23 protein-coding genes are annotated in these 23,670 nt (G+C 65.8%); 12 read left to right on the plus strand and 11 right to left on the minus strand.

What is annotated here, in order from left to right:
* The first annotated feature begins 138 nt into the window (after positions 1-138).
* The gene (locus G6N38_RS16165) at positions 139-1,356 is read left to right on the plus strand and encodes a hypothetical protein (protein WP_163749133.1); all 1,218 of its coding nucleotides are present in this window, start codon (positions 139-141) and stop codon (positions 1,354-1,356) included.
* A 69-nt stretch (positions 1,357-1,425) separates the two neighbouring features.
* On the opposite strand, the gene G6N38_RS16170 is transcribed toward G6N38_RS16165, so the two are convergent.
* From G6N38_RS16170 to G6N38_RS16200, 7 genes are all read right to left on the minus strand, one after another.
* A complete protein-coding gene (locus G6N38_RS16170) occupies positions 1,426-2,025 on the minus strand; it encodes a DUF1707 SHOCT-like domain-containing protein (RefSeq protein WP_163749135.1) in 600 nt (199 codons plus the stop codon).
* Between the two features lie 64 nt (positions 2,026-2,089).
* Positions 2,090-2,857, minus strand: coding sequence for an enoyl-CoA hydratase family protein (locus G6N38_RS16175; RefSeq protein WP_163749137.1), 768 nt, complete (start codon positions 2,855-2,857; stop codon positions 2,090-2,092).
* 75 nt (positions 2,858-2,932) lie between these two features.
* Positions 2,933-4,111: an acyl-CoA dehydrogenase family protein gene (locus tag G6N38_RS16180; RefSeq protein WP_179968398.1), complete on the minus strand. Its 1,179-nt coding sequence runs from the start codon at positions 4,109-4,111 to the stop codon at positions 2,933-2,935.
* Complete coding sequence (locus tag G6N38_RS16185; protein WP_163749139.1) at positions 4,108-6,087, minus strand: acetyl/propionyl/methylcrotonyl-CoA carboxylase subunit alpha; 1,980 nt, start codon at positions 6,085-6,087, stop codon at positions 4,108-4,110. Before G6N38_RS16185 ends, G6N38_RS16180 begins: the two co-directional genes overlap by 4 nt.
* 8 nt (positions 6,088-6,095) lie before the next feature.
* On the minus strand, positions 6,096-7,691 hold the full coding sequence (locus tag G6N38_RS16190; protein ID WP_163749141.1) for an acyl-CoA carboxylase subunit beta: 1,596 nt from the start codon (positions 7,689-7,691) through the stop codon (positions 6,096-6,098).
* Complete coding sequence (locus G6N38_RS16195) at positions 7,688-8,845, minus strand: acyl-CoA dehydrogenase family protein (protein WP_163749143.1); 1,158 nt, start codon at positions 8,843-8,845, stop codon at positions 7,688-7,690. The genes G6N38_RS16190 and G6N38_RS16195 overlap by 4 nt, the downstream gene beginning before the upstream one ends.
* Positions 8,842-10,527: an acyclic terpene utilization AtuA family protein gene (locus tag G6N38_RS16200; protein ID WP_163752048.1), complete on the minus strand. Its 1,686-nt coding sequence runs from the start codon at positions 10,525-10,527 to the stop codon at positions 8,842-8,844. The genes G6N38_RS16195 and G6N38_RS16200 overlap by 4 nt, the downstream gene beginning before the upstream one ends.
* 253 nt (positions 10,528-10,780) lie before the next feature.
* Between G6N38_RS16200 and rpmF the strand changes: the two genes are divergently transcribed.
* From rpmF to G6N38_RS16230, 6 genes are all read left to right on the plus strand, one after another.
* Positions 10,781-10,954, plus strand: a complete 174-nt coding sequence (gene rpmF / locus G6N38_RS16205) for a 50S ribosomal protein L32 (RefSeq protein WP_163694852.1) — start codon at positions 10,781-10,783, stop codon at positions 10,952-10,954.
* An 82-nt stretch (positions 10,955-11,036) separates the two neighbouring features.
* A complete protein-coding gene (locus G6N38_RS16210) occupies positions 11,037-11,723 on the plus strand; it encodes a response regulator transcription factor (protein WP_163749146.1) in 687 nt (228 codons plus the stop codon).
* Positions 11,723-13,267: a HAMP domain-containing sensor histidine kinase gene (locus tag G6N38_RS16215; protein WP_163749147.1), complete on the plus strand. Its 1,545-nt coding sequence runs from the start codon at positions 11,723-11,725 to the stop codon at positions 13,265-13,267. The genes G6N38_RS16210 and G6N38_RS16215 overlap by 1 nt, the downstream gene beginning before the upstream one ends.
* Positions 13,268-13,330: 63 nt before the next feature.
* The gene (locus tag G6N38_RS16220; RefSeq protein WP_163749148.1) at positions 13,331-14,770 is read left to right on the plus strand and encodes a S1C family serine protease; all 1,440 of its coding nucleotides are present in this window, start codon (positions 13,331-13,333) and stop codon (positions 14,768-14,770) included.
* A 23-nt stretch (positions 14,771-14,793) separates the two neighbouring features.
* On the plus strand, positions 14,794-15,348 hold the full coding sequence (locus G6N38_RS16225) for a MogA/MoaB family molybdenum cofactor biosynthesis protein (RefSeq protein WP_163749149.1): 555 nt from the start codon (positions 14,794-14,796) through the stop codon (positions 15,346-15,348).
* Between the two features lie 643 nt (positions 15,349-15,991).
* Complete coding sequence (locus tag G6N38_RS16230) at positions 15,992-16,630, plus strand: porin MspA (protein ID WP_163749150.1); 639 nt, start codon at positions 15,992-15,994, stop codon at positions 16,628-16,630.
* A 72-nt stretch (positions 16,631-16,702) separates the two neighbouring features.
* On the opposite strand, the gene mscL is transcribed toward G6N38_RS16230, so the two are convergent.
* Positions 16,703-17,158, minus strand: coding sequence for a large-conductance mechanosensitive channel protein MscL (mscL, locus tag G6N38_RS16235; protein ID WP_163749151.1), 456 nt, complete (start codon positions 17,156-17,158; stop codon positions 16,703-16,705).
* A gap of 102 nt (positions 17,159-17,260) precedes the next feature.
* Here mscL and G6N38_RS16240 point away from each other — a divergent pair, with 102 nt between their 5' ends.
* Positions 17,261-17,518 carry a hypothetical protein gene (locus G6N38_RS16240; RefSeq protein ID WP_246227246.1) on the plus strand — a complete coding sequence of 86 codons (258 nt, stop codon included), beginning with the start codon at positions 17,261-17,263 and terminating at the stop codon, positions 17,516-17,518.
* A 1-nt stretch (position 17,519) separates the two neighbouring features.
* Here G6N38_RS16240 and G6N38_RS16245 read toward each other — a convergent pair whose 3' ends face one another.
* Positions 17,520-18,173, minus strand: a complete 654-nt coding sequence (locus tag G6N38_RS16245) for an SAF domain-containing protein (RefSeq protein ID WP_163749152.1) — start codon at positions 18,171-18,173, stop codon at positions 17,520-17,522.
* Between the two features lie 172 nt (positions 18,174-18,345).
* Here G6N38_RS16245 and G6N38_RS16250 point away from each other — a divergent pair, with 172 nt between their 5' ends.
* Positions 18,346-19,512 carry a sensor domain-containing phosphodiesterase gene (locus G6N38_RS16250; protein WP_163749153.1) on the plus strand — a complete coding sequence of 389 codons (1,167 nt, stop codon included), beginning with the start codon at positions 18,346-18,348 and terminating at the stop codon, positions 19,510-19,512.
* A 12-nt stretch (positions 19,513-19,524) separates the two neighbouring features.
* On the opposite strand, the gene G6N38_RS16255 is transcribed toward G6N38_RS16250, so the two are convergent.
* Together G6N38_RS16255 and G6N38_RS16260 are read right to left on the minus strand one after the other, a co-directional pair.
* On the minus strand, positions 19,525-19,857 hold the full coding sequence (locus G6N38_RS16255) for an FmdB family zinc ribbon protein (protein ID WP_163749154.1): 333 nt from the start codon (positions 19,855-19,857) through the stop codon (positions 19,525-19,527).
* Between the two features lie 167 nt (positions 19,858-20,024).
* Positions 20,025-20,618 carry a 5-formyltetrahydrofolate cyclo-ligase gene (locus G6N38_RS16260; protein WP_163749155.1) on the minus strand — a complete coding sequence of 198 codons (594 nt, stop codon included), beginning with the start codon at positions 20,616-20,618 and terminating at the stop codon, positions 20,025-20,027.
* Between the two features lie 75 nt (positions 20,619-20,693).
* Between G6N38_RS16260 and G6N38_RS16265 the strand changes: the two genes are divergently transcribed.
* From G6N38_RS16265 to G6N38_RS16275, 3 genes are read left to right on the plus strand one after another with little or no spacing between them, the layout of a single operon-like run.
* Positions 20,694-21,614 carry a UTP--glucose-1-phosphate uridylyltransferase gene (locus tag G6N38_RS16265; protein ID WP_163749156.1) on the plus strand — a complete coding sequence of 307 codons (921 nt, stop codon included), beginning with the start codon at positions 20,694-20,696 and terminating at the stop codon, positions 21,612-21,614.
* A 49-nt stretch (positions 21,615-21,663) separates the two neighbouring features.
* The gene (glp, locus tag G6N38_RS16270) at positions 21,664-22,920 is read left to right on the plus strand and encodes a molybdotransferase-like divisome protein Glp (RefSeq protein ID WP_163749157.1); all 1,257 of its coding nucleotides are present in this window, start codon (positions 21,664-21,666) and stop codon (positions 22,918-22,920) included.
* A 16-nt stretch (positions 22,921-22,936) separates the two neighbouring features.
* Positions 22,937-23,590 (plus strand): GNAT family N-acetyltransferase, encoded by a 654-nt coding sequence (locus G6N38_RS16275; protein WP_163749158.1) that lies wholly within the window; start codon positions 22,937-22,939, stop codon positions 23,588-23,590.
* Positions 23,591-23,670 lie beyond the last annotated feature (80 nt).

Raw genomic sequence — 23,670 nt, forward strand, 5'->3', positions numbered from 1 at the left:
GGCGGTGGATTTCACTCGTTCCGCTTGCTGAAGGGCAAACAGCCCCCTAGTATCTATCAGGATCTTCTAAGATTTGCATCAGCAAAGCATCGAGTTCGTCACGACCCTGGCGAACCGCACCAACAAGGGGAACTAGCAATGGCGTCACGAACTCGGCCTTTCCTGATGACCGGCGCGGCACTGGCCAGCGCCGCTGCCATCGTCGCCGCGACACCGGCACTCGTGCCGACCCACGACCTCGCGGTCGGGGCACCCACTCCGCTGAAGTTGTCGACAGCCCAGGTTGAGCTGACGGCGATCACCGACATCACCCTTCAGGGCATCAACGACGCTTACTGGTTTGGCTGGGGTGGCTACATCACCAGCACCAACACCTACTACCCGGGCGTGAGTGATGTTTACGTCTCCGGCGCCGCGGGTGTCTTGTACTACCTGGTCGACAACGCCGTGGAGTCGTTCGTCCCCGGATTCGACCTCGACAACTACTACTTCGAGATCGGCGCGCCCTCGTTGCCTTACGTGGCCGCCGGTGAGCTGTTCGGTACCAGCTCGCCAATCTTCCAGGCCGCGCAGTCGGTGTTCTACTACGGCGTCCCGAACGTCATCAACTCGATCGTCGCCTCCGCGACTCAGTTGGTGCCGCAATTCAACATCGGTCCGGTCAAGCTTGGGCAGGGATACCTGGCCGGCCTGTTCTTCTACGGCCAGACGCCGGACTATAACTCCACCACAGGCACCGGGTTCGCCTACAGCACCAACGGGCTGGCGGCCATCTTCGCCTACATCTCGACGTCGATCTCGGACAACCTGCCCTCGGCCGCGGCCCTCACCTCGTTGAGTGGTGCCTCGAGCGCGGCAGCGGCCGCGATCGAGACGGTCGTCAAGGATGTCGAGGGCGCTGTCACGTCCGCGACCTCGTCCACCACCGCATCGGCGGCGGCGAAGGCGAGCTCCAAGACGGCGGCGGCTGCCGAGGTCAAGACCGAGTCCACGGGGACCACGACCTCGACCGAGGGCACCTCGGCCACCGAAGGTTCCTCGACCGAGGGCACGTCCTCGACCGAGGGCTCCTCGACTGAAGGTTCGTCGACTGACGGTTCCTCGACCGACGGTTCTTCGACCGGAAGCAGCACCTCCACCGGTGTCGCATCGTCGGCGAAGCCCGCGACGACGACCACCCCGAAGACGACGACCAAGCCGGCCAAGCCGCAGAACCCGCTCGCCAAGATCGGCAAGCAGATCTCGGATGCGCTCAGCGGTGGCAAGAAGACCAAGTCGAGCTCCTCGAGCGACTCGAGCAGCTCCAGCTCGGGGAGCGATTCGGGCGGCTCCAGCACGGGCGGCAGCGCCAAGTAGCAGACCATCAACAAGACTTCGGCCCCTTCCGGAATGGAAGGGGCCGAAGTCTTGTGTGGGTCGGGTCGGCTAGCGAGCTTGTTGCTCGGAACCGCCAGGCTTGCGGTTCTTTCGTTTGACGCCCACCCCGCCCCACAACGAGAAGCCCCGGATGGTGACCTTCGGTGCGCCGGGCGTACCTGTGCCGTCGACGTTGTGGTCAAAACCGCCCATCACGCCGAGCCCGTGGACTTCCAGGTTGATCTCGGGCGGCAGCAGGATGGTCTGCCCGCCCATGATGGAGTACGCGTGGATCTCCACGGTGGCTGAGGTGAAGTCCGCGTAGCGCAGGTCGACGACACCGCCGCCGAACAAGGTGAACGTCGTGATCCGGCCCGGCACATTCCATCGGCCGCGGCGTTCGAAGCCGCTCAAGATGGCCAGCAACAGGGTCTTCGGCGCCGGTTTGGATGCGCCGCGCCGGTGCGATGTGTCGGCTTCCGGCAAGTCTTCGGTGAGGCGATCCAGTTCCTCATAGGTCTGCGCGGCATAGGCCTTCGTCAGCCGCTGCTCGTACTCGCCGAGTTGCAGACGTCCCCTGGACGCGGCCTCGGTGAGCAGCTGAGCAACCTGGATGCGATCCGTGTCAGCGGCCCGCGTCGTCGCGTCCCGTGGTGTCAAATTGCTCATCGCCTACGAGGGTACGACTCTGGATGGCAACCGCAAGAGTGTTCGCTGATCTCTCACAGTGGTGTTATCGCAGCCAGCGGGGTGGGCGTTTCTCCAGGAACGCCAGCATCCCTTCCCGCGCTTCCTCGGAGACGAACAACCGCGCCGATTCCTTTGCCAACCGCTCGGCGTCTCGGTCGAATCTGGCCAGCACATCGGCCGTGGTCAGGGCTTTTGATGCGGCGAGGCCCTGGGGTGATCCCCGGCCAAGGTCGGCCACGATCCCGGCTACCGTGGCTTCGATGTCGTCGGAGGCAAGAGTGATCAGCCCGATCTCGGCGGCGGTAGCCGCGGTGAACGTCTCACCCGTCAGGTAGTAGCGGGCGGCCGCGCGGGGCGACATCTTCGGCAGCAGCGTCAGGGAGATGATGGCTGGTGCCACTCCGATGCGCGCCTCGGTGAGCGCAAACGTGCTGCGCGGGCCCGCGACCACGATGTCGCAGGCTCCGACCAGGCCTAACCCGCCGGCACGGACATGGCCGTCGATGGCCGCCACCACCGGCACCGGCGACTCAACGATCGCGCGCAGCGTGAAAGCCAGTTCACGAGCCCGGGCGACGGTGGACTCCGTCGGATCTCCGTCGGATGCTTCGCTCAGATCGGCGCCGGCACAGAACGTGCCGCCGGTGTGGCCGAGCAGCACTGTTCGCACCGCGGGATCGGCGGCCGCATCCCTCAGCCCAGAGTGCAGCTGCTCCACCAGCCGGGTGGACAGCGCATTGCGGTTGTCCGGTGAGTCCAGCGTCAACCGGGCGACGTGACCGTCGACGGCATAGGTGACCAGTGGGGTCATGTCATTTCCCATGTCGCTTCGCTCCTGCCCGCCGCATGTCATTCCCCATGTCGCTTCGCTCCTGCCCGCCGCTTCTCAGTACGACCGCGGCAGGCCCAGCGAAGTCTGGGCGACGAAGTTCAGAATCATCTCGCGGCTCACCGGGGCGATACGTGCGAGCCGCGAAGCGGTCAGCATCGATGCGACGCCGTATTCCTTGGTCAGCCCGTTGCCGCCGAGGGATTGCACGGCCTGGTCGACGGCCCTGGTCGACGCCTCGCCCGCGGCGTACTTGGCCATATTCGCCGCCTCGGCACAACCCAAATCGTCGCCGTGGTCGTACAGCGTGGCCGCCTTCTGCATCATCAGTCTGGCCAGTTCAAGCTCGATGTGGTTCTGCGCCAACGGATGAGCGATGCCCTGGTGGGCGCCGATCGGCGTCTTCCACACCTGGCGAGTCTTCACGTAGTCGGTTGCCCTGCTGACCGCGAAGCGACCAACACCAATCGCGTTGGCGGCACCCATGATCCGTTCCGGATTCAGCCCCGCAAAGAGTTGCGCGATCGCGGCGTCCTCCGAGCCCACCAGGGCGTCGGCCGGCAGGCGGACGTCGTCGATGAACAGCGAGAATTGGTTCTCCGGGCTGACGATCTCCATGTCGATCTTGGTGAACGTGAACCCCGGGGCGTCGGTGGGCACGATGAACAGCGCCGGCTTCAGGTTGCCGGTCTTGGCGTCTTCCATCCGGCCCACGACAAGCACCGCCTGAGCTTGATCGACACCTGAGATGTACACCTTCGCACCCGACAGGATCCAGTCGCTGCCGTCTCGGCGCGCGGTGGTGGTGATGCGGTGCGAGTTCGAACCCGCGTCGGGTTCGGTGATGGCGAACGCCATGGTGATCGAACCGTCGGCGATTCCGGGCAGCCAGCGCTGCTTCTGCTCGTCGGTGCCGAACTTGCTGATGATCGTGCCGTTGATGGCCGGTGAAACGACCATCATCAGCAGTGAACAACCGCCTGCCGCCATCTCGTCCATGACCAGCGACAACTCGTACATGCCCGCACCGCCGCCACCGTATTCCTCGGGCAGGTTGACCCCGATGAAGCCGAGTTTTCCTGCCTCGGACCATAATTCGTCGGTGTACTCGCCGGCGCGTGCCTTCGCCAGGTAGTACTCCTGGCCGTAGCTCGACGCCAGCGCCGCGACCGCCTTACGCAACTCCTGTCGTTCGGCGCTCTCGATGAAGCCGGTGTCGCTCTTCAAGACGGTCACAGCTCTCCTTCTGTGTTGTTTTCGTTCTCCACCCGGGCAAGGACCGTCCCCACGTCGACCTGCTGGCCGACGCAGACGTCGAGTTGGGTCACCACACCATCGGCAGGGGCGGTGATGGTGTGTTCCATCTTCATCGCTTCCAGCCAGACCAGCGGCTGGCCCAGTGTGACCGTGTCGCCCAGTGCCGCGCCGAGCCGGATCACCGCGCCAGGCATCGGTGCCAGCAGCGATCCCTTCTCGACTGTCGAGCCCGGCTCGGGGAACCTCGGTGCGGCAGTCAGCTGCACCGCACCCAGCGGTGAGTCGACGAAAATATCGGTGCCATAGCGGCTTATCGCGTACGCCGTAGCCACCCCGCCACCGTCGGCGAGCACCACTTGGCCCGGCAGTGCCGACACAAGTGTCACGCCGTCGTCGTCGGGCAGTACCAGGCCATCGCGGGTCAACCGATAGGAGACGTGGTGCTCGTGCTCGGTGGCGTCCAGGTAGGTCTTGTGTTGGTTTCCCGATACGACATTGCGCCAGCCGCTCGGGATGTCGCCCAGCACCGTGGCCGTGGCGCGATTATCGGCGGCGTCGGCCAGTGCGGCAGCCACGGCCGCCAACCGGGTTGTCCGGGCGTCGGCCAGCGGTCGGGCCAGCTCGGTCAACCCGTGGGTGTCGAAGAACGCGGTATCGGTGGCGCCGTCCAGAAAGGCCTGGTGCCGAAGGACGTTGACCAGCAGATCACGATTGGTGCGAACACCGTGCAGGCGGGTACGGGCAAGCGCGTCGGCGAGCACCTGCGCAGCCCGTCGCCGGGTCGGTGCGTACGAGATCACTTTGGCCAGCATCGGGTCATAGTGGATCGATACGGCCGAGGAGTCGCCGATTCCGGAGTCCAGCCGGACGCCGACGCCGGTAAGCAGGCCGAAAGATGTTCCTGCGCCGGGAACCTCGAATCGATGAATGTGGCCAGCCTGGGGTTGCCAGCTACGGGCCGGGTCTTCGGCGTAGATCCTGGCCTCGATGGAATGCCCGTGGGCCGCGGGCGGCTCCGCGTCGAGTCGCTCACCGTCGGCTACCGACAGTTGGAGCTCCACTAGATCCAGGCCAGTGGTCAGTTCGGTGACGGGGTGCTCGACCTGCAGCCGGGTGTTCATCTCGAGGAAGTAGAACTCGCCGTCGTCGTCGGCGAGGAACTCCACCGTGCCCGCCCCGGTGTAGCGGATTGCCCCCGCAGCCAGCCTGGCCGCCGCAAACAGCCTTTCGCGCATGCCCGCAACGCGTTCAACCAGGGGCGAGGGCGCTTCCTCGATGATCTTCTGGTGCCGGCGTTGAATGGAGCACTCCCGCTCGCCGACCGCCCAGACCGTGCCGTGCTCGTCGGCGAGCACCTGCACCTCGACATGGTGGCCGATGGGCAGATAGCGCTCGCAGAATACCGTCGGATCGCTAAACGCCGATTGGGCTTCCCGGCTCGCGGCCTGCACCTCGCCGGACAGCTCGGACAGCTCGGTGACGACCCGCATGCCGCGTCCTCCGCCACCCGCCGATGCCTTCACCAGCACCGGCAGCTCGGCCTGAGTGACTTTCTCCGGGTCGAGTTCGTCGAGAACTGGAACTCCAGCGGCGGCCATCATCTTCTTGGCCTCGATTTTGGAGCCCATTGACGCGATGGCGGCCACCGGCGGCCCTATCCAGGTCAGCCCCGCGTCGATGACGGCGCTGGCGAAATCGGGGTTTTCGGAAAGGAACCCGTAGCCGGGGTGGATGGCGTCGGCGCCCGACGCCTTCGCTGCCGCGATCAACTGGGCGGCGTCGAGGTAGCCCGAACTACCGTCGAGTCGCACCCGGGCGTCGGCCTCAGCGACGTGGGGTGACTGTGCGTCGGGGTCGGTGTAGACGGCCACTGTGGCAATTCCGAGCCGGCGGCAGGTGGCAAAGACGCGGCGGGCGATCTCGCCACGGTTGGCGACGAGAACTCGAGTAATCATCGAGACCTTCACATCCGGAAGACGCCGAAGTTCGACGTCCCCTCGATCGGTGCATTGGCTATGGCGGACAAGCACATTCCAAGCACGGTGCGGGTGTCGCGGGGATCGATCACCCCGTCGTCGTAGAGCCGCCCGGACAGGAACATTGGTAGCGATTCGGCCTCGATCTGCGCCTCGACCGCGGCTCGCAGTGCGGCGTCAGCGGCGTCGTCCACGATGCCGCCGCGGGCCTCGGTGGCCGCGCGGTTGACGATCGACAGGACGCCCGCCAGCTGGGCGCCGCCCATCACCGCGGACTTGGCGCTGGGCCAGGCGAACAGGAATCGGGGATCGTAGGCACGGCCGCACATCCCGTAGTGGCCGGCGCCATAGGACGCGCCGATCAGCAGGGAGATGTGGGGGACCCGCGAGTTGGACACGGCATTGATCATCATCGAGCCGTGCTTGATCATCCCGCCTTCCTCGTAGGCCTTCCCCACCATGTAGCCAGTCGTGTTGTGCAGGAACAACAACGGTGTGTTGGACCGGTTGGCCAGCTGGATGAACTGGGTCGCCTTCTGGGACTCCTCGCTGAACAGCACACCGCGGGCGTTGGCCAGGATGCCCACCGGATAGCCGTGCAGGGTGGCCCAGCCGGTGACCAGCGAGGCCCCATACATCGCCTTGAACTCGTCGAAGTCGGAGCCGTCGACGATGCGGGCGATCACCTCGCGGGGATCGAACGGGATTCGCAGATCAGCTGAGACGATACCCAGCAACTCGTCGGGGTCGGCAAGCGGCGGGATCACCGTTCGGGGCGTGGGACCCTGTTTGGTCCAGTTCAGCCGGGCCACGATACGACGCCCGATGCGGATGGCATCGAGCTCGTCGGCGGCGAAGTAGTCGGCCAAACCCGATACCCTGGCGTGCATTTCGGCCCCACCGAGGGATTCGTCGTCGGCCTCCTCGCCGGTGGCCATCTTGACCAGCGGGGGACCGGCCAGAAAGACCTTCGACCGTTCCTTGATCATCACGACGTGATCGGACATCCCTGGGATATAGGCGCCGCCGGCGGTGGAGTTTCCGAACACCAGCGCGATCGTGGGGATACCTGCGGCAGAGAGCCGGGTCAGGTCCCGGAACATCTGCCCACCCGGGATGAAAATCTCCTTCTGGGTGGGCAGATCGGCACCGCCGGACTCGACCAGAGAGATCACGGGCAGCCGGTTGGAGAATGCGACCTGGTTGGCCCGCAGGATTTTCTTCAGTGTCCAGGGGTTACTGGTGCCGCCCTTGACCGTGGGATCGTTGGCGATCAGCAGACATTCGACGCCCTCCACCACCCCGATGCCGGTCACCAGACTGGCGCCGACCTGGAAGTCGCTGCCGTAGGCCGCCAGTGGGCACAGTTCCAGGAACGGCGAATCCGGGTCGACCAGTAGTTCGATGCGTTCGCGGGCGGTGAGCTTGCCACGACTGTGATGCCGGTCCACGTATTTGGGGCCACCACCGGCCAGTGCCTTCGCCAGTTCGCCATCGATCTCGGCGAGCTTTTCCACCATGGCCTGCGCCGCCTCGACATACGTGGGCGATTTCGGGTCGAGGGTGCTGCGCAGCTGACTCATGCCTGGTATCCAAGTGCCTTGGCGGCCAGGCCGGTGAGGATTTCAGTGGTTCCGCCGCCGATACCCAGGATCCGCATATCCCGGTATTGGCGTTCGACTTCGCATTCGCTCATGTAGCCCATCCCTCCGAACAGTTGCACGGCCTGGTGGGCCACCCATTCGCCGGTCTCCACTGCGGTGTTCTTGGCGAAGCACACCGCAGCGATCAAATCCATCTCACCTGAGAGCTGGCGCTCCACCACATTGCGCGAGTACACCCGCGCCACGTCGATCCGGCGGGTCATCTCGGCCAGCGTGTTCTGCACCGACTGCCGGGAGATCAGCGGACGTCCGAACGTCTCGCGGTCCCGGCACCATTGCACCGTCAGGTCCAGACAGCGTTGCGCCGACGAATATGCCTGCGCCGCAAGGCCAATGCGTTCAGACACGAAAGCCTGCGCGATCTGGGCGAAGCCGGTGTTCTCGGTGCCGACCAGATTGGGCGCAGGCACTCGGGCCTCGCTGTAGGAGAGCTCGGCGGTGTCCGAGGACCGCCAGCCCATCTTGGACAGCCTGCGGGTGACGTCAAATCCGGGTGTGCCCTTCTCCACGACGAGCAGCGACACCCCGGATGCCCCGGGATGCTCGGTGCCGCCGGTGCGCACGGCGGTCACGACGTAGTCAGCGCGCACACCCGACGTGATGTAGGTCTTGGCGCCATTGACGACGTATTCGTCCCCGACGCGCGTCGCCGTCGTCGTCAGGTGACCGACGTCGGAACCGCCACCCGGCTCGGTGATGGCCAGGGCGCCGATCAGCTCACCACGCAGCGTCGGTCGTACGAACTTCTCGATCAGCCGTTCGTCACCGGCAGCGACCATGTGCGGCACCGCGATACCGCAGGTGAACAGTGAGGCGAAAACCCCACCGGGAGTGCCGGCTTCATGCAGTTCTTCGCAGATGATCAGTGCGTCTGCGGCGTCACCGCCGCCGCCGCCGACAGATTCCGGTAGCTCGGCGCCGAGCAGGCCAGCGGCGGCGGCCCGCCGGTGCAGATCGCGGGGCAGCTCGCCGGCGCGCTCCCACTCCTCGATATGGGGACGGATCTCGCGTTCGGCGAAGCTGCGCACGGTCTTTCGCAGCTGCTGGCGTTCGGGGGTGGTCCAGATGCTCACGGCAGGATCGCTTCCGGGATGTCGATGTGCCGGCTGCGCAGCCATTCGCCAAGTCCTTTGGCCTGCGGATCGAACCGGGCCTGGTAGGCCACGCCCTGCCCGAGAATGCCTTCGATGACGAAGTTCACGGCCCGCAGGTTCGGAAGCAGATATCGGGACACCGGGAGATCCTTGGTCTCCGGTAGTAATTCGCGCAAGCCATCGACTGTCAGCGTGTGTGCCAACCAACGCCACTGCTCGTCGGTGCGCACCCACACGCCGACGTTGGCCGCCCCGCCCTTGTCGCCGCTGCGGGCCCCGGCGACCGTGCCGAGCGGCAGCCGTCGGGTCGGCCCGAGAGCAGGGGCTTGCGGCAGTGGGGGCGCTGGGACGTCGGACAGCTCGCGGGTGGTGGTGGCCACGTCGATGTCGGCGCGGGTCCCGTCGGGCCGCACGGCGACCTGCGAGACCTCGACCGCCGGCACGTAGCCGGCGGTGAAGACTCCGTAGACCTGACCGTCGCCCGGCGGCGCGGTGGAGGTGAATCCGGGATAGGAGGCCAGTGCGAGTTCGACTGCAGCCGAGGAGAACTGGCGGCCGACCTTCTTGGGATCGGGATCGCGCACGACACAGCTCAGCAGGGCGCTGGCGGTTTCCTCGGTGTCGGCGTCGATGTGGTCGGTCCGCGCCAGCGTCCACCCCAGCTCGGCGGGCTTCTCTCGTAGCGCCGACTCCAGCTGGTCGCGCACCAATGCGGCCTTGGCCTCGATGTCCAAGCCGGTGAGCACGAACGTAACCGCGTTGCGGAATCCTCCGATGCTGTTCAGTGACACCTTCAACGACGGCGGCGGCGGCTCTCCGCACACACCGCTGATGCGGACGCGGTCGGGACCGTCGGCGGCCAGCGCGATGGTGTCGAAGCGGGCGGTGACATCGGGGTTCGCGTAGCGCGGACCGCCGATCTCGTAGAGGAGTTGCGCGGTCACGGTGCCCACGCTCACCTGGCCGCCGCTGCCGGGATGCTTGGTGATCACCGACGAGCCGTCGGCGTGGATTTCCGCAAGCGGGAAGCCGGCGTGGCCTAGGTCGGCGATCTCGGTGAAGAAGGAGTAGTTGCCGCCGGTGGCCTGCACACCGCACTCGATGACGTGTCCGGCCACGACCGCGCCGGCGAGCTGGTGGTAGTCGTCGCGGCCCCACCCGAAATGCGCCGCGGCCGGACCCACCACGAGGGACGCGTCGGTGACCCGGCCCGTGACGACGACGTCGGCGCCGGCCTGCAGGCACTTCGCGACACCCCACGCGCCGAGATAGGCGTTGGCGGTCAGCGGCGTCCCCAATCCAAGCTCGTCAGCGCGGGGGAGAAGGTCGTCGCCTTCGACGTGGGCGACCTGTGCTGGGATGCCGAGCCGATCGGCGAGCTCGCGGACGGCGTCGGCCAGGCCGGCCGGATTCAGGCCGCCGGCGTTGGCGACGATGCGCACACCCCGGTCGTGGGCCAATCCGAGGCATTCCTCGAGCTGGGTCAGGAAGGTCTTGGCGTACCCGCGCTCGGGATGCTTCATCTTGTCGCGGCCCAGAATCAGCATGGTGAGCTCGGCCAGATAATCGCCGGTCAGATAATCGAGCTCGCCGCCCGTGAGCATCTCGCGCATCGCGGCGATGCGGTCACCGTAAAAGCCTGAACAGTTGCCGATCCGCACCGCATTTGCCACGCGCGCTGTCTTCCCTTCGACGATTCCAATCCCCCAGTCGCTCCGCTCCTGCCCGCCGACCAACCAACTGGTAGGTTACTGGCGAGTTGCGGTCCCGAGTCAAGGGGTGAGGGCGTCAGCGCAGGCCGCCGGGACGTTTTGGAGCCGACACAGGTGAGCGGCTATCCTGAAGCGCAACTGTTGGCCGCCGGCATGTGTTGTTCTCTGCACGGCGCCACCCCTGATCAAGGAGAAGCACGTCATGGCTGTGCCCAAGCGCAGAATGTCGCGGTCGAACACCCGCAGTCGGCGCGCGCAGTGGAAGACCGAAGCCACTGGTCTGGTCAACGTTTCCGTCGCCGGCCGTTTGCACAAGGTTCCCCGTCGGTTGCTCAAGGCCGCGCGGCTCGGACTAATCGATCTCGACAAGCGCTGACAGCGTTCGCCCGTCGCGAATTGCCTGCTAGCGCGGCGTGCCTCTCAGGCCTATCTCAGGCGTTGGGTTGAAACTGGTGGCTGTGCGAATACTTGTCGTTGATGATGATCGCGCGGTGCGCGAGTCCCTGCGCCGGTCCCTTTCCTTCAACGGGTATTCCGTAGACCTGGCGCAGGACGGTGTCGAAGCCCTCGACGCGATCGCCAACGAACGCCCCGACGCGCTGGTGCTGGACGTGATGATGCCCCGGCTCGACGGACTCGAGGTCTGTCGTCAGCTGCGCAGCACCGGCGACGATCTGCCGATCCTTGTTCTGACCGCCCGTGACTCAGTGTCCGAGCGGGTGGCGGGCCTGGACGCCGGCGCCGACGACTATCTTCCCAAGCCGTTCGCCCTCGAAGAGTTGCTGGCGCGGATGCGCGCGCTGTTGCGCCGGACCAGCCCCGACGACCAGTCCGATTCGGCGGTGATGACGTTCGGCGACCTCACGCTCGACCCGGTCACCCGTGAAGTACATCGCGGCAAACGCGCCATCAGCCTGACCCGCACCGAGTTCGCGCTGCTGGAGATGCTCATCGCCAATCCGCGACGGGTCCTGACCCGCAGCCGGATCCTCGAAGAGGTGTGGGGTTTCGACTTTCCGACCTCCGGCAATGCGCTGGAGGTTTACGTCGGTTACCTACGCCGAAAGACGGAAGCAGAAGGAGAACCGCGGCTGATCCACACCGTGCGAGGTGTGGGTTACGTGCTGCGTGAGACACCGCCCTGATGGCACGACTGTGGCGGCGCGCGCAAGGTGGGCGGGCGCCCGACGAACCGACGACATCGCTATCGCTGCGATGGCGGGTGATGCTGCTGGCGATGTCCATGGTGGCGATGGTCGTCGTATTGATGGCGGTCGCGGTGTATGCGGTGGTGTCGGCCGCGCTCTACACCGATATCGATAACCAGCTGCAGAGCAGGGCTGGCCTGCTGATCGCCAGCGGGTCGTTGGCGGCCGACCCGGGAAAGGCCATCGAGGGCACCGCCTATTCCGACGTCAACGCGATGCTCGTCAATCCGGGCCGCTCGATCTACACGGCAAACCAGCAGGGCCAGCGGCTGCCGATCGGTGAACCGGAGAAATCCGTCATCGGCGGTGAGTTGCTGATGTCCCGCCGGACGGTGGCCAACCAGCGGGTGCTGGCCGTGCACTTGCCCAACGGCAGTTCGTTGCTGATCTCGAAGAGTCTGGCTCCCACCAATGCGGTGATGACGAAGCTGAAATGGGTGCTGTTGGCGGTCGGCGGCATCGGCGTGGTGGTCGCCGCGATCGCCGGCGGGATGGTGGCGCGGACCGGCCTGAGGCCGGTGGCCAGGCTCACCGAGGCGGCCGAGCGGGTGGCGCGTACCGACGATCTACGGCCCATTCCGGTGTTCGGCAGCGACGAGCTTGCCAGGCTCACCGAGACGTTCAACACGATGCTTCGTGCGTTGACCGAGTCGCGGGAGCGGCAGGCCCGGCTGGTCGCCGACGCCGGCCATGAGCTGCGCACCCCACTGACGTCGTTGCGCACCAACGTCGAACTGCTGATGGCCTCGATGCAGCCCGGAGCCCCCCGGCTGCCGGAGGGCGAAATGGTCGATCTGCGCACCGATGTGATCGCACAGATCGAGGAATTATCCACTCTCGTAGGCGATTTGGTCGATCTCACGCGTGAGGACGCCGGTGGGGTGGTGCACGAGGTGGTCGACCTGAGCGATGTCGTCGAGCGCAGTCTGGAGCGGGCACGCAGGCGCCGCAATGATGTTCAGTTCGACGTCGACGTCGTCGGATGGCAGGTGTACGGCGACCCTGCCGGACTTTCCCGGGCGGTGCTCAACCTGCTGGACAACGCAGCGAAGTGGAGCCCGTCGGGCGCCCATGTCGGGGTCCGATTGCGTCAGGTGGACGCCGCCCACGCCGAGCTCGTGGTGTCCGACTATGGGCCGGGAATTCCTCCTGCCGAACGCGGCCTGGTGTTCGAGCGGTTCTACCGGTCGACCTCGGCGCGGGCGATGCCTGGATCGGGGCTCGGCTTGGCGATTGTGAAACAGGTGGTCGTCAAACACGGTGGGATGATCCGCATCGCGGACACGGTGCCCGGCGGACAGCCACCGGGCACGGCGTTCTACGTCCTTTTGCCCGGCCTGCCGATCACCGCGGCAACGCATGCGGACCCTTCAGCTGAGAGCGAAATCACGGCCAGAATGGCCAAGATCAACGGTGATCGAGGGGCGTCTCAGCAAAAACCGCCGACTGTACCGAGTGTTATCTCAGTCGATTCTCAGTAGTGCAAGGCAAACTTCACTCAACAGTTTTGTGCATCTCGTGACGAGAAAGAGCGATCTGACGATATGACCGACCCCTCGAGGTACTCGCCGCGGCCGCAGCCCGGCCATCCTGGGCCGAATCAGCATGCGGCACCAGGGTATTCGCAGCAGCCCCGACCGGCCGGTTATCAGCAGCCCTATGACTGGCGGTATGCGACCCAACAACAGCATGCGCAGTACCGCCAGCCCTATGACCCGTATCAGGCTGTGCGACAAGGACATCCGGCTGCTGCACCGGGCGTGCCCGCGATGGCTCCGCGTGGACGTTCGCGCGTGGGGGCGTTGATGGCAGGAGCCCTGGCGATCGCCGTCGTGTCGGCGGGCGTGGGTGGCACCGTGGTGTTGCTTGCCCAGCCGGATCGGCAACCGGTCGGTTCTGTGCTGCAGGGCGGGCCGAACGGGGTGACCAATGTTCCGGCGGCAAATCTGCCGGTGGGTTCGGTCGAGCAGGTGGCCGCCAAAGTGGTCCCCAGTGTGGTCAAGCTCGAGACCGAGTTCGGCCGCCAGTCCGAGGAGGGTTCGGGGATCATCCTGTCCTCGGACGGACTGATCCTGACCAACAACCACGTCGTGGCCGCGGCCAGGGGCGGCCCCGCTCCTGCCGCGCCGTCGGCTATTCCGGGTCTGCCGCCGCTGGCCCCGGGCGGCCCGAGCGGACCGGGTAACCCCGGCGGGCCAGCCGCTCCGCCGGCAGGCGGAGCCCCGACGACAACCGTGACGTTCGCCGATGGTCGTACCGCGCCATTCACGGTGATCGGCACCGACCCGGCAAGCGATATCGCCGTCGTTCGGGCGCAGGGGGTGTCGGGCCTGACTCCGATCAGCGTGGGCTCGTCGGCCAACTTGCGGGTCGGCCAGGACGTGGTGGCGGTCGGTTCTCCGCTGGGCCTGGAAGGAACCGTCACCACCGGCATCGTCAGCGCTCTGAACCGCCCGGTTGCCACCGGCGGCGACTCGAACAACCAGAACACCGTGCTGGACGCCATCCAGACCGACGCCGCGATCAATCCCGGAAACTCTGGTGGCGCGCTGGTCAACATGAACGGCGAGCTGGTGGGTGTGAACTCGGCGATCGCCACTCTCGGCGGGGACTCTCCGGATGCCCAGAGCGGTTCGATCGGGCTGGGCTTCGCCATTCCGGTGGACCAGGCCAAGCGGATCGCTGATGAACTGATCAGCACCGGCACGGCCACGCACGCTTCGCTTGGGGTCCAGGTCAGCAATGACACCACCACCCATGGAGCGAAGATCGTCGACGTCACGAAGGGCGGTGCGGCCGCGGCCGCGGGCCTGCCCACTGGCGTAGTGGTGACCAAGGTCAACGACCGCGTGATCGGCAGCGCCGATGCGCTGGTCGCCGCCGTCCGATCGCGGGCGCCGGGCGACCAGGTGACGCTGACCTACACCGATCCCTCCGGTTCCGCCCGCACTGTGCAGGTCACGCTCGGGAAGGCAGCCCAGTGATCCGGGTGGTGGGTGAACATCCCATGACGTTGACCAGCACGACTGCCAGGATGTCGCCGGGCGGATATACGGTGACATCCATGGAACAGCCAGGGGAGCTGGTGGGGCGCGCACTGGTCGTCGTCGTCGACGACCGCACGGCCCACGGCGATGAGGAGGACCACAGCGGCCCGTTGGTCACCGAGCTGCTCGCGGAGGCGGGCTTCGTGGTGGACGGCGTCGTGGTGGTGTCCGCTGATGAGGTCGAGATTCGTAACGCGCTGAACACTGCTGTCATCGGTGGTGTCGACTTGGTGGTGTCGGTCGGTGGCACCGGTGTCACTCCGCGCGACGTGACGCCGGAGGCCACCAAGACCATCCTCGATCGGGAGCTCCTCGGCATCGCCGAGGCACTGCGTGCCTCCGGGCTGTCGGCGGGAATCACCGACGCAGGCCTGTCGCGCGGTCTGGCCGGTATTTCCGGCAGCACCCTGGTCGTCAACATCGCCGGCTCGCGCTATGCGGTTCGTGACGGTATGGCAACGCTGAACCCGCTGGCGACCCACGTCATCGGCCAGCTCTCCAGCCTGGAGATCTAAGCAAGCTCCGTGAGGAGTGATGTCGGTGGTCGCATGTGGCGGCGTACCGTCAATTAAGAGCGCCACAATGGGGTTGGAGGGCTTGTGTTAAGACCCTGTGAACTGCACAAATATCAAGATTGTGATCTTTGTCACAATTATGGGGTCGCGTGATGGGATCTTCGCGCCAAAACCTAACCGCAGTTAACAAGATCTTCGGTATCGAACTGCCTCAGGAGTCCTCGGATGAACGCGATCCAGGCGACAATCGAGACACAGCTGACCGCGAGCAGTGGCTCAGGGATAACGTTCCACCGCACCACCATTGATGATCGGCAGGTGGCGGGGCCCGCGGGGGCTGGCGATGCAGCCATCATGAGGGTCGCGCGGCCGAAGCGGCACTGGCGTCCGGTTAACCGCGGTTGGCCTTCCAGCAAACTTCCCCACGCAAGCACCGTTTCGGCGCACCGCGCGCCCATGCGTTGCCGCCCAGATGCCATCCCGTTATGTTCCTCCTGTCAACGATGAGCAGAGCGTAAGAGCGGTGTGTGAGGACTCTCATCCAGCTGCCTAACGCCGTGTGCGGTGTCAGCATGTTGGGACCCGAGCACGAACCACACACTCGGTGAGCCCACGGGTCACCGTCGACATAGCTAGGGAGAACATGAAGGCAATCGGTCGGGTACTGGTGGCGATGATCGCCGCCGTCGCGGCGTTGTTCGTCGGGACAGGTACCTCGCACGCAGGTTTGGATAACGAGCTGAGTCTGGTCGACGGCGGTGGCCGCACGATGACGATTCAGCAGTGGGACACCTTCCTCAATGGCGTGTTCCCCCTGGACCGCAACCGGCTGACTCGTGAGTGGTTCCACTCCGGCAAGGCTGTCTACAGCGTGGTCGGCCCGGGCGCCGATGACTTCGCGGGCACCTTGGAGCTGGGCTACCAGGTCGGCTTCCCGTGGTCGCTGGGTGTGGGCATCAACTTCAGCTACACCACGCCCAACATCCTGCTCGACGATGCAAACCTCTCCCCGACGGGCTTCAACCCGCTGGGATCGGTGATCACCCCGAACCTGTTCCCGGGTGTCTCGATCAGCGCTGACCTGGGCAACGGCCCCGGTATCCAGGAAGTCGCCACCTTCTCGGTGGACGTCTCGGGCCCCAACGGCTCGGTGGCCGTGGCCAACGCCCACGGCACCGTCACCGGTGCCGCCGGCGGTGTGCTGCTGCGCCCGTTCGCCCGGCTGATCTCCAAGGCCGGTGACAGCGTCACCACCTACGGCGAACCCTGGAACATGAACTAACTCCCTCAGCACCACAACAAAGTGGCCCCCGGCGCAAGCCGGGGGCCACTTTGTTGTGGTGCTGCGCCGCCTTCAGTCTCTGTCGGCGCTCGTGGTTTCTGCGGTGTCAGGGCTCGGGCCAGTACCCGGGCCGGTGACTTTTTTCGGCGTTCCGCTTGCGTCGGCCAAAAGATCTCGGATCTCGGTCAGCAAGCTGAGCTCGGTGTCGGCGGCCTGCTCGATCTCGCCCTTCTTGCGCAGCCGGTTGTAGGGCGCGACCACGAAGAAATACACCACGGCCGCCACCAGAACGAAGTTGATCAACGCCGACAGCAGGATGTTCAAATCGATGGCTTGCCCACCGCCGATGCCGATCCGCAGGATGCCGTATTCGGCGTCCTTGCCCGCCCCGATGCGATCGATCAATGGCTGGATGATGCTTTCGGTGAACTTGGTGACCACGGCGGTGAACGCGGTACCGATGACCACAGCCACGGATAGATCGACTATGTTTCCGCGGGAGAGAAACTCCTTGAATCCTTTCAACACAGTGTTGCCCCTTTCGCTTGGACCTTGCTTGTCAATGGGACTGCGCCCCCGAGACCTCGAAGGTTAATACGGGAAAGGCGGCTCAGCCGTCGACCTGTTAGCTTGGCCGCACACGTTGGTATCAACAGCGGGCGGAAGGACATCACCATGTGGATGTGGTCCCGGGCGGCCGCGATCGCAGCCACTGCCGCAGTCCTGGTCGGTGCGGCGGCGGGCGGTAACGCTGCTGCGGCGCCAAGCCCCACCCCGACACCCGGACCGGCAAGCGCCTCGTCATCTGATGAGATCGCCGACATGGTGATGGATGCGATCCAGCCGCCGGCCACAGCAACACCGGTGCCACCGCCGCCGGCCGGTTAGTTCAGTGGATTGTCAACGTGACGGTCTGCACCAGCGTGGCCGCGGCTAAGGAGTGTGCAGCCACGGCTGGCAGGGCCACCAGCACCACTCGGTCGTCGCCGGCCCCTGCGGCCTTCTGCTTTGGTGAAACCAGCACCACGATGGCGTCGGAGGCCACCAGCATCGGCTTGGCGTCGGTGCCTGCGTCCGCGGCGCCCATGACGTCGACGACGTCACCGGACCTGATCAGGTCGAGCACCGCCGCGTCGGCAAGGTGAAGGGGCACCACTCGCGCGTCGGGACCGGCGGCGAGACCTGCCAGGCGCGAGCCGAGCATTCTGACATCGGTGATCACTTCTCCCCGGCGGGCCGGCCCGGCCAGAGTGGTACCGACAACGGCGTCGATCGCTGTCTGGGCGCCATCGGGAACTGTTGTGGCGGAACGCTTTTCAATCTTGATGTCGGTGGACGTTACCGTCATCCCTGGACTGAGGTCGTGGACGGCCACCACTACGTCGGTGCGCCGGTCGCCCGGGTCCGGCCGCAATGCGGCGATTCCGGCGAGAATGACCAGTCCGCCGGCCGCGACGCGGCGCGCCAGCATTGTCCGGGTGAAGTCGGGTCGTAACAACTGCCGAATTCGACTCGGTAACGTCGGATTGAGGGACTCGGCCATGCGGTCACCGTAGTTGCGCAGCCGATGTCAGGGCTTCGCCGCGCATTCCGACCTGTTGACAAGTAGGCTGCGTACAGCGCGTTTTCGCAGTTTCTTCGCCCTGGAATAGCCTTGCCTGTACCTTACCTAGCAGTAGTTACGGCGCCTGGGTGGGTGAGAAGGAGGCGCAGCTGTGAACGCTGATCAGCTTCTCGCGCGCAACCTTTTGTCCGCGCTGGCCAATGGTGGCGTGGAGCCCTTCTTTCAGCCGATCGTGTCCCTCGACGATGGCCGGGTGCTCGGGTTCGAAGTTCTTGCCAGGTGGCATGATCCGCGCGGCGGTTACATCCCTCCGGACCGATTCATCCCCATCGCCGATCGCTTCGGGCTGCTCGATCGCCTGCTTTATCAATTGATGAGCACGTCTTTTTTGATCGCAGCGGATTGGCCGCACAACCTGTTCCTCGGTTTCAACGTCTCGCCGACGCAACTGCGTAATTCGGAGCTGGCGAGCAGGATCGCCAAGGCGGCGATGGAAGCGTCATTTCCGTTGAGCCGCGTGCATATTGAGATCACCGAGACGGGTTTCATCGAGGACTTGACCCAGCCGCGACGGACGCTCGACAAGCTAATCAACCTCGGCTGCACCATAGCGATGGACGACTTTGGCACCGGCTATTCAAGCTTGACCTGGCTGAGCACCTTGCCGTTCTCCAAAATCAAGATCGATGCGAGTTTCGTCATGGCGATGCACGAACACCGTCAGAGTCGCAAGATCGTCGCCGCGGTGGTGGGACTGGGCCACAGCCTGGGGCTGGCCGTTGTGGCCGAAGGCGTGGAGTCTGCCCGGCAAGCCGATCTGCTCAGGGGCATGGGGTGCAAGCTGGCACAGGGTTATCTGTTCGGTCGGCCGACGCCGGCGAGTCACGTCCCGGAAGTCCTGTCCGCCGTCGTGTCGACGGTGGACGAAGCCGAAACGTTGGCGCCGACGTCATTGGAACTGTGCGCCCACCAGCTCTCCGACGCGTGTGGGACGGACGCTGCGATCGCTTTCATGGATCCGACCGGCACCGTCGTGGCCTCGAGCACGGCCTTTGACCAGACGATGGCGGTCAGTCGGGGCGAAGCCGCCGGCAGGCACATCTGGGAGCTGATCGGGCTCACGCCGGAGACCTTCGCCGAGCTGCGTGCAACCGACCTTCTCGACGAGCAGTTTCCGGCGCTCGAAGAAAGGACAGCCAACGGGTCGAGGACGAGAATTCTGATCCGTCCGGTCAAGGACGAAAGCAGCGAATTACTTGGCTATTCGGTCGAGTTCGGGGACAACGCAAACCCCAATTCGACTGGGGTTGCGTCTTGACGAGGAGACTCGTTAGCTCGAGGCCGCAGCTGCCGGTGCCGAGCTGCTCGGGGTGCTCGCGCTCGACGAGCTCGACGACGAGTCGCTAGCACCCGACGATTTCTCCGAGCTCGACGACTTTTCGGAACTCGAGGACGACGACGATTCCGACTTGGAGTTCTTGGACGCATCGCGGCTGTCGGTGCGGTAGAAGCCGCTGCCCTTGAACACGACGCCAACCGAGTTGAACAGCTTGCGCAGCCGACCGGAACATTGCGGGCAGCTGGTCAGCGCATCATCAGTGAACGCCTGCACCGCATCGAAGCGGTTGTCGCACTCGGTGCACGCGTAGCTGTAGGTCGGCACATGAACCTCCGGGACGAAACTTGGTCTTTAGCACTCTATCGTGTCAAGTGCTAGAACCGCCATGTGGCACGTATCATTCCCCAATACCGCACGGGGGGAGCGGTGTGACGAAATGCGGCAAAAGGGATTCGAGGGGGAACGCTCGGGTGCATCGTAAGCCGATGGCCTCACAACGTGTCGGCCAGCGCAAACAGCCCGTGGTGAGGGGTGAGGACGTGGGTCATCCGAACGTCATGAGCCTCACTTGGCAGTTCATCGACAACCTCGTCGTCCCGGACCACCGCGACGAGCTTGGCGCGGGGTCTGCACAGAGCCAACGAGCGGTCGTAGAACCCGCCGCCGCGCCCCAGCCGAACTCCGTTGCGGTCCACCGCCAATGCCGGAACCAGCACCATGTCGGCCTCGGCCACCGCCGAGCTCGGCAACCAGGGTTCGGCGGGTTCGAGCAAACCGAACCGGGCCGCAACCAGCGCTTCGGGCACGTAGACGCCCCACAGCAGGGCCAGCGGCTCACCGTCGGCGCCGGAACGGGTCACCGGCAACAGCACTCGCGCGCACAGCTCGCGAAGGTGGTCGACCATCTGCGCCGAGCCTGGCTCTGCGCCCACGGGCAGGTACGCGCACACGGTGTCGCCGGGACCGACGATCTCGCCAAGGTGGTCGGTCAACGCGCGCGCCTCGGCTGCCCGGGTCGCGGCGGGAACCGCGCGCCGCGCGGCCAACAGGGTTGCCCTGTGTTGGGCTTTGGTACCGGTGAGCATGCCGTCCACCATTTCAGCGCGCGTGTCGGTTGCGCCAGAGCGAAGGGCCACGACGATGCCGATAGGGTGTGAACGATGAGGCCGCCAGAGGTCCCGATTCCGCGCACAGCGATCGTTCCCGCGGCCGGGTTGGGTACGCGATTCCTGCCCGCGACCAAGACAGTGCCCAAGGAATTGTTGCCCGTCGTGGACACGCCGGGTATCGAGCTGGTGGCCGAGGAAGCCGCTGAGGCCGGTGCCGAGCGTCTGGTGATCGTCACCTCCGAAGGCAAGGACAGCGTTGTCGCCCACTTCGTGGAGGACCTGGTGCTCGAGGGCACGCTGGAGGCCCGCGGCAAGGAAGCGATGCTGGAGAAGGTGCGCCGGGCGCCGGCCCTGATCAAGGTCGAGTCGGTGGTGCAACACGAACCGCTGGGCCTAGGGCATGCCGTCGGCTGCGTGGAGTCGGTGCTGTCCCCGGACGAGGACGCGGTATCGGTGCTGTTGCCCGACGATCTGGTGCTACCCACCGGCGTGCTGGAGACGATGGCCAAGGTACGGGCCAAGCGGGGCGGCACGGTGCTGTGCGCGATCGAGGTGTCGGACGAGGAGGTCAGCGCCTACGGCGTCTTCGACGTCGAAACGGTGCCCGATGCGGCCAACCCGAACGTGCTCAAGGTCAAGGGAATGGTCGAGAAACCCAAGGCGGAGGATGCGCCGTCACGGTATGCCGCCGCTGGCCGCTACCTGTTGGACCGGGCCATCTTCGACGCGCTGCGCCGGGTCGACCGTGGCGTCGGTGGCGAGATCCAGCTGACCGATGCCATCGAGTTGCTGATCAAAGAAGGCCATCCGGTGCATGTTGTTGTGCACCGCGGCTCTCGACACGACTTGGGAAATCCCGGCGGCTACCTGAAGGCTGCGGTTGACTTTGCGTTGGATCGTGACGACTATGGCCCGGATTTGCGGCGATGGTTGGTGGCGCGCCTAGGGCTGGCCGAGAAGACCGAACAGTAAAGGCCGCGGCCGGCCCGCGCGACCGGTGATCGAGGCAGAAAGGCGCGCGGTGCGTTCGGTAGAGGAACAGCAGGCCAGGGTGGCGGCCGCAGCGGTGGCGCCGCGACCGGTTCGAGTGCCGATCGCCGAGGCTCAGGGCCTGATGTGCGCTGAGGAAGTGATCACCGAACATCCACTGCCCGGTTTCGACCAGGCCGCCATCGATGGCTATGCCGTTCGCAGCGTGGATGTGCAGGGTATTGGCGCTGACGCCGACGATGAGCAGGGCGATGGCCAGATCAGCCTGCCGGTGATGGGTGTGATCGAAGCGGGCGCGCGCACGCCGAGCCGGCTGCAGCCCAAACAAGCGGCTCGGGTGCAGACCGGTGCGCCGATGCCGACACTGGCCGACGCCGTCCTCCCCCTGCGGTGGACCGATGGTGGTCAGGCTCGGGTACGGGTGCTCCGTGGAGTTCGATCGGGGGCCTATGTGCGCCGGGCCGGTGACGACGTCCAGCCCGGCGATGTCGCCATTCGGGCCGGGGCGATCGTCGGCGCCGCTCAGGTCGGGCTACTGGCCGCGGTCGGTCGCGAACGGGTGTTGGTGCATCCGCGCCCACGGGTAACCGTGCTGAGCGTGGGTGGCGAGCTGGTCGATATCTCCCGTACGCCTGGCAACGGCCAGGTCTACGACGTGAACTCGTATGCGATCGCCGCCGCGGCACGCGATGCGGGCGCCGAGGTGAACCGGGTGGGCATCGTCAGCACCGATCCCAAGAGCCTGCGCGAGGTGGTCGAGGGCCAGCTCAATCGTGCTGAGCTGGTGGTGATCGCCGGTGCCGTGGGCGGGGCGGCCGCCGAGAGCGTGCGCACAGTGCTGTCGAAGCTGGGCGAGATGGAAGTCGCCCGCATCGCCATGCATCCGGGCTCGGTTCAGGGGTTCGGTCAGCTCGGCCGCGAGGGCGTGCCGACGTTCCTGCTGCCGGCCAACCCGGTGAGCGCTCTGGTGGTTTTCGAGGTGATGGTCCGTCCGCTGATCCGGCTGTCCCTGGGCAAGCGGCAGCCGATGCGGCGTGTCGTGCAGGCCCGGGCGCTATCGCCGATCTCGTCGGTTCCTGGCCGCAAGGGATTCCTGCGCGGGCAGCTGATGCGCGACCAGGACACCGGCGAATATCTGGTCCAGGCACTCGGGGGTGCGCCCGGCGCTTCGTCGCACCTTTTGGCGACGCTGGCCGAAGCCAACTGCTTGGTTGTGGTGCCGACCGAGGTCGACCAAGTCCGGACCGGCGAGCTCGTCGATGTTGCCTTCCTGGCACAACGCGGCTGAACCGCGGAACCGTACTGTGAATCTGTGGCGTAACAGTTCTCTGCATCCGGGTTGGCCCGCGCAGGTCGGTCCGCTCCGGGTGGGTGCCGGTGTCGTCCGATTGCGCCCGGTGCGGATGCGCGACGCGGCGATGTGGAGCCGCATCCGAATGGCCGATCGTCGCCTTCTCGAACCGTGGGAGCCGACGGCTGAGATGGATTGGGCTGTGCGGCATGCAGTTTCGTCATGGCCTGCGGTGTGTTCGGGACTTCGCGCGGAGGCGCGCAAGGGCCGGATGCTGCCGTACGTGATCGAACTCGACGGGCAGTTTTGCGGTCAGCTCACGATCGGCAACGTGACCCACGGGGCGTTGCGGTCGGCTTGGATCGGCTATTGGGTGTCCAGCGCTGTGACCGGGGCCGGGGTGGCAACCGGTGCACTGGCTCTGGGGCTGGATCACTGTTTCGGGCCGGTCACGCTGCACCGGGTGGAGGCCACAGTGCGCCCGGAAAACGCGGCCAGCCGGGCGGTACTGGCGAAGGTTGGCTTCCGGGAGGAAGGCCTTTTGCAGCGGTACCTCGACGTCGACGGCGCGTGGCGGGATCACCTCCTGGTGGCGATGACGGTGGAGGAGGTCGACGGGTCGGTGGCGGGTCGACTGGTGCACCGCGGACTGGCGCAGTGGGCGTGATTGCCGAGCCAACTTGTTACTAATGTGACATTTGAGGCTGTTGGTGCTTGTCAAGGGGTAATTACACGTGTGTAATTGAC

The sequence above is a fragment of the Mycolicibacterium helvum genome (genome assembly GCF_010731895.1).
Lineage (GTDB): Bacteria > Actinomycetota > Actinomycetes > Mycobacteriales > Mycobacteriaceae > Mycobacterium > Mycobacterium helvum.